General features: G+C 69.8%; 12 protein-coding genes and 1 pseudogene. 12 read left to right on the plus strand and 1 reads right to left on the minus strand.

All coding sequences use genetic code 11. The features are described 5' to 3' along the window. Positions 1-167: 167 nt before the first annotated feature. Positions 168-1,154 (minus strand): helix-turn-helix transcriptional regulator, encoded by a 987-nt coding sequence (locus AC0Z36_RS28445; protein WP_485465953.1) that lies wholly within the window; start codon positions 1,152-1,154, stop codon positions 168-170. Between the two features lie 618 nt (positions 1,155-1,772). Between AC0Z36_RS28445 and AC0Z36_RS28450 the strand changes: the two genes are divergently transcribed. The 12 genes and pseudogenes from AC0Z36_RS28450 to AC0Z36_RS28505 form a co-directional block, all read left to right on the plus strand. Further along, on the plus strand, positions 1,773-2,756 hold the full coding sequence (locus tag AC0Z36_RS28450; protein WP_485465954.1) for a 2-dehydropantoate 2-reductase: 984 nt from the start codon (positions 1,773-1,775) through the stop codon (positions 2,754-2,756). Next, positions 2,753-2,947, plus strand: a complete 195-nt coding sequence (locus tag AC0Z36_RS28455; protein WP_485465955.1) for an NAD(P)-binding protein — start codon at positions 2,753-2,755, stop codon at positions 2,945-2,947. The genes AC0Z36_RS28450 and AC0Z36_RS28455 overlap by 4 nt, the downstream gene beginning before the upstream one ends. A gap of 103 nt (positions 2,948-3,050) precedes the next feature. After that, positions 3,051-3,581 (plus strand): hypothetical protein, encoded by a 531-nt coding sequence (locus tag AC0Z36_RS28460; protein ID WP_485465956.1) that lies wholly within the window; start codon positions 3,051-3,053, stop codon positions 3,579-3,581. Between the two features lie 35 nt (positions 3,582-3,616). After that, positions 3,617-4,969, plus strand: coding sequence for an ATP-grasp domain-containing protein (locus tag AC0Z36_RS28465; RefSeq protein WP_485465957.1), 1,353 nt, complete (start codon positions 3,617-3,619; stop codon positions 4,967-4,969). After that, a complete protein-coding gene (locus AC0Z36_RS28470; RefSeq protein WP_485465958.1) occupies positions 4,969-6,267 on the plus strand; it encodes an ATP-grasp domain-containing protein in 1,299 nt (432 codons plus the stop codon). The genes AC0Z36_RS28465 and AC0Z36_RS28470 overlap by 1 nt, the downstream gene beginning before the upstream one ends. Continuing rightward, a complete protein-coding gene (locus AC0Z36_RS28475) occupies positions 6,264-7,394 on the plus strand; it encodes an LLM class flavin-dependent oxidoreductase (protein ID WP_485465959.1) in 1,131 nt (376 codons plus the stop codon). Before AC0Z36_RS28470 ends, AC0Z36_RS28475 begins: the two co-directional genes overlap by 4 nt. Further along, the gene (locus AC0Z36_RS28480; protein WP_485465960.1) at positions 7,391-8,689 is read left to right on the plus strand and encodes an MFS transporter; all 1,299 of its coding nucleotides are present in this window, start codon (positions 7,391-7,393) and stop codon (positions 8,687-8,689) included. Before AC0Z36_RS28475 ends, AC0Z36_RS28480 begins: the two co-directional genes overlap by 4 nt. Before the next feature lie 218 nt (positions 8,690-8,907). After that, on the plus strand, positions 8,908-9,246 hold the full coding sequence (locus tag AC0Z36_RS28485) for a flavin reductase family protein (protein WP_485465961.1): 339 nt from the start codon (positions 8,908-8,910) through the stop codon (positions 9,244-9,246). 3 nt (positions 9,247-9,249) lie between these two features. Then, positions 9,250-10,137, plus strand: coding sequence for an EamA family transporter (locus AC0Z36_RS28490; protein ID WP_485465962.1), 888 nt, complete (start codon positions 9,250-9,252; stop codon positions 10,135-10,137). Positions 10,138-10,181: 44 nt separating this feature from the next. Further along, positions 10,182-10,448: a hypothetical protein gene (locus tag AC0Z36_RS28495; RefSeq protein WP_485465963.1), complete on the plus strand. Its 267-nt coding sequence runs from the start codon at positions 10,182-10,184 to the stop codon at positions 10,446-10,448. A gap of 35 nt (positions 10,449-10,483) precedes the next feature. Beyond that, complete coding sequence (locus tag AC0Z36_RS28500) at positions 10,484-10,996, plus strand: hypothetical protein (protein ID WP_485465964.1); 513 nt, start codon at positions 10,484-10,486, stop codon at positions 10,994-10,996. 79 nt (positions 10,997-11,075) lie between these two features. Then, positions 11,076-11,509: pseudogene (locus AC0Z36_RS28505) on the plus strand (IS6 family transposase); the annotation flags it as partial. Between the last annotated feature and the right edge of the window lie 79 nt (positions 11,510-11,588).

Below are 11,588 nucleotides of genomic sequence, written 5' to 3' on the forward strand. Positions count from 1 at the left end.
CCCCGCAACGATCACCGTGCTGAGCTGCGCGAGCACCCCAACGACTTGTCACACCAGGCCCGGTGACCTGCACGAATCACGATGAAACTTCCTCACTGCATCTGCCCCACCCTGGTCAGTTCCTTGATCGTGGAGCACGGTTTCCGGGACAGGACATCGAGGTCGGGTCAGCTGTCCAGCCAGCCCGCGCGGCGGGCGTAGCTGCCGGCTTGGAAACGGTTCTGTGCGTCGAGTTTGGTCAGCAGGTCGGCGACATGGCGTCGGTAGGTGGTTGTGGACATCGACAGGTGGCGGGCGGCCATCTCGTCCTTCATGCCGGCGTCGAGCAGGTGGAGGATGGAGCGGCGCAGTTCGTCCTTGGGTGAGATCTGCGCGGCAGCCGTTCCGGGGTCCTCGAAGGGACGGGCCGAGACCCAGACGCTCTCCCAGGATCGGTAGAGGTGGCGCACCAGCGATGGGTCCCGCACGATGAGTGCCCCCTGGCCCGGCTGCTGCTCGGGGTCTGAGATCACCGCAGTGCCGGCGTCGATCAACAGAACGCGGTCGGGAATGTGGCTGACGGTACGGTATTCCACGCCCAGTTCGGTCATACGGCTCAGGTACTGGCGCATGTAGCCGTGGGACAGCACGACGTGCGGATACAGCGTGCGGCACAGGACTCCCCGGGCGACCGGTTCGGCGGTGCGCCGGTACGCGTCCTCCAGTGCTTCGGGCGGGGGGACCTGGGGATGGGCGGCGAGGAGTTCGACCCGGGTCGAGGCGGAGATCCGCTCCAGCGCGCCCCGGATGGCGTCGAGCGTGGTGAGGTACTCGATCGGTGCCTTGGCGAAGTTCCCCTGCCGTACCTCCTCGAAGACCGGTTTCATCGCCATCACGTGGGCGCTGAGCTCGTCGGCCCGCCGGCGCAGCCGGCGGACGTCGGCCTCGATGGGCCCGACCAGGTGGGTGACCGCCGTTTCGGGGTTGCTGGGGAGGTATTCGGTGGAACTGTCGGCGCAGACGTCCCAGATGTTCCCGGGGTCCGAGTCCTGTCGGGTCTGCCGCAGCAGGCTGAGGGTGACGAGGTCGGCGAAGGCGGCCTTGACCTCCTCGGCGGGCAGGTCCAGATCGAGCGCGGCGGCGGTGGGGTTGAGCACGCCCCGCTCGAGCGCCATTCGGTAGAGCGTTACATGAATTTCACAAAGCCCCGGAATAGTTGATTTATTTGTCGCTTTTGTCCGTTTTTCCATGGTCTCGGCCTCCCTCGGGGTGAGTGAAAGTCGTCTGTGACTTGTCACCACCGGATTTCGATGGCATTCAAGCGATTGGTTCGGCAAGCTGATCCAGGAGGGCAAGGGGTTGCGCCCTCCGATCCGAAATCAGCTTCTGGGGGATTGTTCCATCTTGCTTCGTACTCATGTCGTTTCTATGGTCCTGATCACGCTCGTCCTCGTCGGTGCGACTGCCGGGGCCGCGTCCGCCTCGCCGGAAGGTGCCGCACGCGCTTCCATCGCTCCGCACGTGGTCAAAGCCGGTCCTTCCGATGACTTCATCTGGCACTCGCCGGGAGCCGGGGTCTGACCGGAGTGGTGCGGAGGCGGCCGCGGGAAGGCGTTGAACGCGGGATCGAAGCCGCATCCATAAATGCGGCGGGGCGTCGCCGCGCCCATTCCTTCCCATCCTGTCACCTGTTCCGCTGCAGGATTTCCGTGCGCGATCCAAGTCGCGCTATTCAGATGCGCGCACCCCAGGGCACCGCTTACAAGGCATGGAATATACTGGAGGACTCTGAAATGGGAACGGACGCTATTACGGCGGACCGGAGCGGTGCCATCAAAGTGGCCGTGATCGGGTCCGGAGGCATCGGGGGATACTTCGGTGCCCGGCTCGCCGCAGTCGGCCACGAGGTGCATTTCGTGGCCCGCGGCCCGCACCTGGAGGCGCTGCGCAAGCACGGCCTGACGGTGGTGGGACCCGACGGCACCACCGCTGTCACTGTGCCGCGAGTGGCCGCCACAGACACCACCACCGCGATCGGCCGGGTGGACCTGGTCCTGCTCGCGGTGAAGACCTGGCAGCTGGGCCCCGCGCTCCGCCTGCTGGAGCCGTTGGTCGGCTCCGACACCGCCGTCCTGACCCTGCAGAACGGCGTCACCGCGCCTGGAGAGGCAGCCGAGGCCATCGGCCGGGACGCCGTCCTGCCCGCCGTCGCGAAGGTCATCACCCTGCTGGACGGACCCGGCAGGATCCGGCACGTCGGCGGTCAGGGCTCACTGACCTTCGGCGAGTGGGACAACCGGGACAGCGCGCGGGTCCGCCGGACCCGCGACGCCTTCATCGCGGCGGGCGTGCCCGCCGTCGTGCCAGCCGACATCTGGGCGGAGCTGTGGGCGAAGTTCCTGTTCGTCGTACCCTTCGGCGGGCTCGGCGCCGCCACCGGCGCCACCATCGGGGAGCTGCGCGCCCGGCCCGGCACCCGGCAGTTGCTCACCGACGGGATGACGGAGATCCGGCTGGTCGCCCAGGCCCACGGAATCACGCTGCCCGCCGGCATCGTCGAGGAGACCCTCGCCTTCGTGGACGCGCAGCCCGCGGCGGGAACGTCCTCGCTGCAACGGGACGTCGCCGCCGGCCGGCCCTCCGAGATCGACGCCTGGACCGGAGCCGTGGTGGGACTTGCCGCCCGGGCCGGTGTCCCGGTGCCACTCCACGGATTCCTCCACCAGCTCCTCGCCCTGCGGGAGTCCCGCGCCCGGGGGGAGGGGGAGCCGGCATGACCACGCCTCCTCGGACGGCCGCCCCGGACCGCACGACCGACCTCACCGTGATCGGCGCCGGACCGGCCGGACTGTACGCCGCCTACTACGCCGGCTTCCGTGGCCTGAGCACCACCGTCATCGACACCCTCGCGCACCCCGGCGGGCAGGTCGCCGCGCTCTACCCGGAGAAATTCCTGTACGACGCATGAGAAGTCCGAGGTCACCGAGACCGCCGGCACGGTCCTGGAGAACGCCTGCGTCAGCCCGCCCCGCTCGCTGGACACCGCGGACCTGGCCGAGGGCCATGCCTGGGTGCTCCAGCTGCTCGCCCACCTGGACCTGCGCTGGGGCTGTTTCCACATCGAGGCCCGCCACCACGACGGCCGGTGGGACCTGATCGAGGTGAATCCCCGGGTCGGCGGCAGTCTGATCTCGCACAGCGTGAAGGCGCTCAACGGTACGGACGACCTGATCGACCTGTGGATCGACCTGATCCTGGCCGCCGCCCAACCCGGCCCGGACGCCCTCGCCCACTACCGCCGCCGGCTCGCGCAGATCTCATACGCGCCGGACGGCACGTCCCCCGCCCGGCATGCCACCTTCTTCCGGGTGTTCTTCGCCGAGCGCGGCCGTATCGCCCGCATCAGCCTCGCCGAGGACCTGCCCGCGCAACCCGTCGTGGCACAGATCCTCCTCAAGGCGGGGGACCGGATCGACTCCGACGCCCGCGAGGTCTTCCTAGGCCAACTGCTGTGGAGATTCCCCCTCGACGAGCGGGAGCGGCTCCTCCCCGCGCTCATACGGGCGTCCCAGGACGCCATCGAAGTCCAGTACGAGACGTGAACGCCCGGCATAGCACCGGCAGACAGGAGAGCACGATGCCGATCGGCCCGGCCCGGTTCTTGATCGTCGACTACAACCTGAACCGCATCGAGGACGTCCGGCGCATGCGCGACCACGCGCACCGGGCGCACGGCGCCCAGGTCACCCTGGTGCGCGCCGCCCCCACCGACGCCGACCGACTCCTGTGCGATGAGGTGATCGACCTCGACCCGCTGCACCCGGACTTCGTGGAGGCCGGCGAGAAGCTGCTCGGCACCCGCCGCCACGGGTTCGCCGCGGGCATCGTCTTCTCCGACAACGCAGTGCGCAGCGGTGCCGAATTGCTGCGTCGCCTAGACCTGCCGGTGGACTCGCCGGACCTGGCGGGGGCGGCGTTCTGCAAGCTCACCTACCGGCACGCCGAGGACCGGGCGCGGGAGTCCCTCGCCGCGCAGCGCGTCCTGGTGCCGGGCTTCGCGCGCATCGACTCCCTGGACGCGCTCCGCGCGTTCGCGAACAGCCATCCGGACGGCTTCGTGGTCAAGCCCACCAAGGAGGGAAACAACCGCGGCGTGGTCCTCGTCCGGCCCGGCGACGACCTGGGTGCGGCTTTCGCGGAGGTGCTGCCCTACCTGGCCACCGGGGTGATCTGCGAGCAGATCATTCCCTACCGCCGCGAGTACTCCTACGACGGCTTGGGCCGGCTGTCCTTCGTCACCGAGAAGTTGAGCGCGGCCGGCCGCTACCCGGTCGAGTTCGCGCAGGTACTGCCGGCCCGCCTCACCGAGACCGGCCGTGCCTCCCTGGAACGGGCCGGCCGCCAGGCCAATGTGCTGGTCGGACAGTGCGACGGGCCGTTCCACAACGAGATCAAACTGAGTGACGACGACCGCTATACGGCGGTTGTCGAGCCGAACCGTCGACCGGCCGGCATGAAGATCTGGTCGCTGGCCCGCTGGGTGTACGGAATCGACCTTTACCACGCGTGGGTGGACTCCGCGTTCAGCGCGGACACCCCGAGCGGCCTGCCCGAGCCGACCTGCTCGGCCGCCACTGTGATGCTGGGCGTCACCTCCGACCGCCTGTTCGCCCCCACCGACCTGCGGCCCGGTGCCACCCCGTTCCAGGACGCCCTCGCCGCCACCGCCGAAGCGCTCCACCTGCGCGCCGGCGAACTGCGGGCCCGCGACTTCGGCTGGCTGGTGACCGATCGGCGCGTCCTGCACGCGGAGCCGCGCGACAACGCCGACTTCGCCGCCCAGGGCTGCCTGACGCTGCACACCGACCGCGTCGACCTCCGTGACGTGGTGCGCGCCCTGCGGACGGCCTGGGCGGCCGCTCTGGACGCGAGCCGCGGTCCGGACCGGGCGTTCCTCCTCACCCCCACGACCGAGCTGGAGGCCTGCTGATGGACATCCTGATCCTGCACCGTGTGCCCTACCCGAAGATCGAGTACGCCCGGGGCATCGACCACGCCCGGCACCGGGTCACCTACCTCGGCACCCGGGCGGCGCTCGACACGATCCCCACCGACCTGGAGTGCGAGCGGGTCGAGCGCCCCGGCGAGCGGCCGGCGTTCGACGAGGCCGCCGCCTGGCTGGACGAGGAGCGGCGCCCCTTCGACCGGATCCTCTCGCTGTCCGAGTACGAGCTCCTCGACGCGGCCCGGCTGCGCGAGCGGTACGACGTGTCCGGCCCCCCGGTCGAGCAGGTCACCCTTGCCCGGGACAAGGTCTTGATGAAGCAGGCCGTCGCCGACGCGGGACTGCGCGCGCCGCGCTTCCTGCCGCTCGCCGCGTTCCTGGCGGGCGGCGGCGCAGCGCCCTGGACCGGGGCGACGGTCCTCAAGCCGCACCGGGGCGCGTCCAGCGTGGACGTGACGGTGTTCGGCAGCGCCGCCGAGGCCCACGCGGCAGTTGCCGGTCGGCGCAGCGGTGTCGCCGAACTCGACGGTTCCGCACCCGCGGGGCCCGACCGGGCGGAGGCTGTGTCCGCCTTCCAGGTGGAGGAGTTCGTGGAGGGACCGGTCCGCCACTACGACGGGATCGTCGAGGGCGGCCGGATTCTGGTCCTGGGCGCCAGCGAGTACCTGGGCACCTGCCTGGCCTACGCGCAGGGCATCCCCATGGGCTCGTTCCAGATCGACTGTCCCGCCACCGTCCGCGACTGGGTGTCCGAAGCCCTCGCGGCGGTCCGTATCGAGGACGGCAGCTTCCACCTGGAAGCGATCGTCCACGAAGGGGAGCTGGTGTTCCTGGAGGTCGGCAACCGGGTCGGTGGCGCCGACGTCGTCGCGGTCTTCGAGCTGGCCACCGGTGTTCACCTACCCTCCTGGGAACTGCGGATCCTGCTCGGTGAACCAGTCGGGGACGCGCTGCCCGCCCCTGCGGCGGAGCGGCGCTGGTACGGCTGGTTCGTCCACCCCGGACACCACCTGGCCGGCGAACCGTTCGACGGCTTCGACGGGAGCGAGGGCTTCCGCGCCTCCCCCGAGACGGTCACCTGGCATGAACTCCCGCCCGGAACCCCGCTGCCCGACCACATCACCTACGGTGCCCACGAGACGGCTCTGGCCGGGATCGCGGTCACCTCGTCACCGGCGCACACCCGGGACTGGATGGCGGCTCTTTTCCGGTCGCTGCGCATCCGTACCGTCACCGGCGGCTCCGGGAACCCCTCACGACAGCAGAGTGGAGTACAGGCATGACCGAGCTCAGGATCCACTGGGGCTCATCGCTCGACAGCGGACAGAAGAAAGGCACCGACAAGTACCGGGCGGACCTTCTCGACCTGGACGGCGCGGTGGAGTACGCGCAGGAGGCCGACGCCCTCGGCGTGGAATCCCTGCTCATGGCGCAGAGTTACAGCTTGCCCGACCCACTGCCCGTCCTCGGGGCGCTGGCGCGCGAGACGGAGCGGGTGCGCTTCATCCTGGCCTACCGGCCGGGGCTGCTCTCCCCGACACTCTTCACCCAAATGGTCAACACCGTCTCCTGGATGTCGAAGGGGCGCATCGCGCTCAACCTGGTGGCGGGCATCTCCCCTGCGGAACAGGCCTACTACGGTGACTTCCTGGCGCACGACGACCGGTACGCCCGGGCCGGCGAGTTCCTCGACGTGCTGCACCGCTTTTGGCGGGGTGAGACCCCGCTGACCTACGAGGGCGACCACTACCGACTCAAGGACGCCCAGCTGGGCCTCGGGTTCTGGGAGGGCGGTCGGCCGGAGATCTACGTCAGCGGTGCCTCCGGGATCGCCCAGGACACAGCGCTGACCCACGGCGACTGCTGGTTCCGTTACGGCGACACGCCCGCCGCCGTCGCCGAGGTGACCGTCCCGTTCCGGGAACGGGGCGTGGGCGTCGGCCTGCGGATGCAGGTGCTGTCCCGCCCGACGCGGGAGGAGGCCCTCAGCGATCTCGCCGAGGTGATGAGCGGCGCGGACGACAACCTCCGGGCCTTCGTGTCGGAGTTCGTGGCCGGTGCCGACTCCGCCGCTGTGCGGAACTCCTTCCGGCTCGCCGAGGAGGCGGGACACGGATGGATGTCGCCGGTGCTGTGGTCCGGCGCGGTCGCCTACCGGGGCAGCCCCGCCCTGTGCCTGGTCGGCAGCCACGCCGAGATCGCCGCCGAGCTCATGGCGTACAAGGCCGCGGGGGTGACCCAGTTCATCTTCTCCGGCTGGCCGGCCCGCGACGAGATGCGGCACTTCTACACCGGTGTGATGCCGTTGCTGCGTGAACTGGAGCGGACCGCGGAGCCGGTCGGACAGTCGACTGGCCGGCAGCCCGGCCAGCGTGCTGTGGCCGATCCGCTCGTGGTGGCCGCCCGATGAACGGGCTGCGCCTGAGGCGGTCCCTGTTCGCCGGCGGGGTGCTGCTCGGTCTGATGGCCGAGCAGTTGGTCCTGTTCAGCGTCCCGCTGCTGATCTTCCTGGAGTCGGGCCGGCTGTCCCTACTGGGCGTCGCCTACGCCGTGGAGTGGCTGCCCTGCCTGCTGGTGTACCCGTTCGCCGGGCTGATGGCGGACCGGGACGGCGGTACCCGGCTGTTCTCCCGCGCCAACGCCGCGCGCGGCGTGCTCCTCGGTGTGACCGTGGTGGTCTGCGCGACCGAGCCGTCCTGGACGATCGGGGCGCTGATGGTCAACGGGGCGTTGCTCTCCACATTGGTCGCACCCGTGCGGATGGCCATCGAGAAGACCGTGCCGCAGCTCGCCACCAAGGAGGAGCTCCCGCGCACCCAGGCGCTTTTCCAGAACATGGAACTGCTAGCCATGGCGCTCGGGCCGGGCCTGGCGATCCTGGCCGTGGCGGTGCTCGGCAAGATCTGGCTGCTCGGTCTCGCGGCGCTGATGTTCCTCGCGGCCGGGGCCTGCTGGCTCAGACTGCCGCGCGGCGCGCGCACTGCCGGTGCCGGCACGGTACGGGGCAGCCTGGGCGAGCTGGGGCTCGGCTGGAAGCTGCTGCTCGGCAACCGGCCGGTGCTCCTGCTGGCTAGCCTGAACTTCTCCATCAACCTGGTCTTCGCCACCATGCTCGGTGCCAACGCAGCCGTCGTCACCGACGTCTTCGACGCGCCGGAGTCCTCGTTCGCGATCCTGAACATGCTGGTCGGGGCTGCCGGGCTGGTCAACCTCCTCATGACGCCGCGGCTGCTGAAACGGTTCGGTGTGGGGCTGCTCGGCATCATCGGCTACCTCACGCTGTGCGTGTGCCTGCTCGTCCTGGGGCTCGCCCCGACATTCACGGTGTACGCTCCCGCGTTCGTGGCCGCGCTGTGCGGTGTCGCGTACTTCAACGTGTTCAACCGGACCGAGCGGGTCAAGGTCATCCCGCAGGAGCACCTGGGCAAGGTGATGGGGCCCTTCTTCCTGATCGGCCTGTTGTCCTATCCGATCGGCGGCCTGCTCATCAGTACCGTCGGCACCGCCATCGGCCCGCAGCGCCTGGTGGCCGTACTCGCGGTGGCGCTCAGCGTGTTCGGCGCCGTCGCGCTGCCGCTGACCATCCGGAGCTTCCGCCGGGTCGCGGCACAGTCCGCAGCCCCGGACCCTGCCCCGGAGCCTGCCCCGGACCCTGCCCCGGAGCCTGCCCCGGAGCCTGCCCCGGAGCCTGTTCCAGCCCAGTGACACCGTCGGCAGCAGCAGCCCGTACCCACCCGTGAGGAAAACCGTGACCGCAATGGCCCAGGACGTATCCACCCCCGTGGACGGCCACACCTTCCGCGAAGCGATGTCGCTCCTCGCGGCCCCGCTGAGCATCGTCGCCACCCGTGACGCGCACGGGGACCGCAAAGGCTTCACCGCCTCGGCGGTGACCTCGGTGTCGTTGGGCCCCCCTGATCCTGGTGGGGCTGGCCAACGATTCCAGCTGCCGGTCTGCTCTCACCGGAGCGGCGGGGTTCACCGTCAACTTCCTCGGCACCCAGCACACCGCGGCGGCAAGGCAGTTCGCCTCCCGGGGTATCGACCGCTTCGGGGGCCTCGACTTCGACGACTGGCCCGGCGACGTCCTGCCGTTCCTGACGGACGCGGCCGCGGTGCTCCACTGCCGTACCGCGGACCTGATCCCGGTCGGTGACCACCAGCTTCTCATCGGCGAGGTGACCGGGGTGCGCGTGCACGGGGACGCCGACCCCCTGGTGTGGCACCGTCGGGCGTTCCACTCCACGCGGCCGGTGGCGTAGGGCATGAAGAGCAAGCACATCGCACTCGCGGTGCTGATCACCGCGATCTGGGGCATCAACTTCTCGGTGATCAAGATCGGTCTCGCATCGGTCGACCCGTTCATCCTGGCCGGTATCCGCTTCACGCTCTGCGCATTCCCCGCGGTCCTCTTCATCCGTCGCCCCGACGTTCCCTGGCGTCATCTCGCCGCGTACGGAACGGTGTTCGGGGTCGGCCTGTGGGGCATGGTCAACCTGGGCGTACGGGCAGGGCTCTCCGCCGGCATCGCCTCGCTGGCGCTCCAGGCGAGCGCCTTCCTCACCATCTTCCTCGGTGCCCTGGTGTTCCGGGAGCCGCTGACCCGCTTCCAGTGCGCGGGAGCCGCCGTGGCCCTGGCGGGCCTGGCCTGCACCGCATTCATCACCGACGGCAGCGTGACGCTCCCCGGGCTCGGCCTGGTGCTGTTCGGCGCGGCGTCCTGGAGCGTGGCCAACATCATCCTCAAGAAAACTGCCCCCGGGGACGTCCTGGGCTTCCTGGTGTGGTCCTGCGTCTTCTCCCCCATACCGCTGTTCGCCCTCGACCTGCTGGCTGACGGCACCTCCGGCTGGACCCGGCTGGCGTCCCAGGTGGATCTGACTGCCGTTGCCTCCGTCCTGTTCCAGGTCTACCCGAACACACTGTTCGCGTACTGGATGTGGAACTGGCTGCTTAAGGAGTACGCGGTGTCCACAGTCGCCCCGCTGTCCCTGCTCGTCCCGGTCTTCGGCATCGTCGCGTCGATGGCCCTGTTCGGCGAGCGGCTGTCGGCCGTGAAGGTCCTGTCCCTCCTGCTGATCGTCCTCGGCCTGACCGTCGGCCTGTTCGGAGCGCGGATCAGGGCCGCTCTCCTGCCGTCCCGCTCGGAATAAGCCCGCCCCTGCCCCCTGCCGACTCCCCTTCCTTGGAGGAAACTATGTCCCCGTACGCACCGACCACCACCCAGCGCGTGCCCTCGATGATCCCCGGAGTGGTAGACGAGACCGTGGGCCTGTTGCTCGACTCCGAACGCAACGTGTCCCTCCATATCTCGATCCGGGACGGCGGCGACTACGTCGAACTGATCCTGACCGAGGAGCACGCCAGGGAACTCGGCACCCGGCTCCTCGCCGGCCGCCCGGCCGAGTCCTTCCTGGCGCCCTGCTCCGTAGGCGTCCGCCTGGCCTCACCCTTCCGGATGTGAGAGACCGTGCTACGCCGTCCCTGCCCTCTGGCGCAGTGCATGTCTGGTACGGCAGCGGGGAGACCGGTGGCCGGCGGGAGGACATCGCCTTGCTGGGGCGGGCGGAAAAACTGCGCGGCGCCCGCATCGCCCGGGACGACGAACGGAGCTGGTTCCTCGCCGCCCGCGCGGGCGCCCGCCGCGCGCTGGCCGGGTACCTGGGAGTGGGCCCGGAACGGATCGTGCTGCGCTGGGACCCGGCGAGCGACTTCCGTACCGCCCTGCTCATCGTGGACCCCGGCACCCGGCCGCTGGCGGTGGCCACCGTCCACCACGCCCACCGTTGGCTGCTCGCCCTCGCCGCTGACGGCCCGCTCGCGCTGTCGATAGGGGTGCCCGGTGGCCCCCACCCGGCGGCCCGTCTGAGGGCCGGCGTCGTCGACAGCCAGTCCCTGGGCCCCTCCACCCTGACAGTGCACGGTCTGCCCCCGCACGGCCTGTCGCTAGTCGCCCTGGCACGACCCGCGCCGCTCGGGCCGGTCCACTGCCACGCCACCTACCTCGGGTGATCCCGCCGCCGCGCAGTACCTCCCCCCACCACCCCAGAGGGGCCATCAGCGACTAGCATGCCGATTCTCCCCTCGAGTCATGCTCGTCCAACAGCCCCGCATCTCGTCCCTCCCCGGTCTCAGCGGGGCTGTTCAGGTGCCGTCGTACCGGGGCTTCTGGTATCCGCCGGAGATCATCGCGCACTGCGTGCGGCCGTATCACCAGTTCCCCTCAGCTTCCGTTGGGCCGAGGAGCTGATGCTGGAACGCTGTGCTGTCGTGCCGTACGAGCCGGTCCGTCAGTGGGCACGGATGTTCGGTCCCCTCCACGCGGCCGCTCTGCGCCGACGTCGCCCGCAGTCGGGCGGCAAGTGGCACCTGGACGAGGTGTTTCTCAAGGTCAACGGCGAGCTGAAGTACCTGTGGCGGGCCGTCGACCACGAGGACAAGGTCCTGGACATTCTGGTGACTGGCTGTCGGGACAAGACTGCGGCAGACGTTTTTCAGAAACTACTGATTGAGGAAGTTTCATCGTGATTCGTGCAGGTCACCGGGCCTGGTGTGACAAGTCGTTGGGGTGCTCGCGCAGCTCATCACGGTGATCGTCGTGGGG

The sequence above is a fragment of the Kitasatospora sp. UYEF31 genome, assembly GCF_057291755.1.

Excerpts from the sequence above, each read along its gene's own strand:
- AC0Z36_RS28470 (WP_485465958.1), top strand. The coding sequence starts at position 4,969 with ATGGACATCCTGATCCTGCACCGTGTGCCCTACCCGAAGATCGAGTAC.
- AC0Z36_RS28455 (WP_485465955.1), top strand. The coding sequence starts at position 2,753 with ATGACCACGCCTCCTCGGACGGCCGCCCCGGACCGCACGACCGACCTC.
- AC0Z36_RS28495 (WP_485465963.1), top strand. The coding sequence starts at position 10,182 with ATGTCCCCGTACGCACCGACCACCACCCAGCGCGTGCCCTCGATGATC.
- AC0Z36_RS28490 (WP_485465962.1), top strand. The coding sequence starts at position 9,250 with ATGAAGAGCAAGCACATCGCACTCGCGGTGCTGATCACCGCGATCTGG.
- AC0Z36_RS28475 (WP_485465959.1), top strand. The coding sequence starts at position 6,264 with ATGACCGAGCTCAGGATCCACTGGGGCTCATCGCTCGACAGCGGACAG.
- AC0Z36_RS28450 (WP_485465954.1), top strand. The coding sequence starts at position 1,773 with ATGGGAACGGACGCTATTACGGCGGACCGGAGCGGTGCCATCAAAGTG.
- AC0Z36_RS28465 (WP_485465957.1), top strand. The coding sequence starts at position 3,617 with ATGCCGATCGGCCCGGCCCGGTTCTTGATCGTCGACTACAACCTGAAC.
- AC0Z36_RS28480 (WP_485465960.1), top strand. The coding sequence starts at position 7,391 with ATGAACGGGCTGCGCCTGAGGCGGTCCCTGTTCGCCGGCGGGGTGCTG.
- AC0Z36_RS28445 (WP_485465953.1), bottom strand. The coding sequence starts at position 1,154 with ATGGCGCTCGAGCGGGGCGTGCTCAACCCCACCGCCGCCGCGCTCGAT.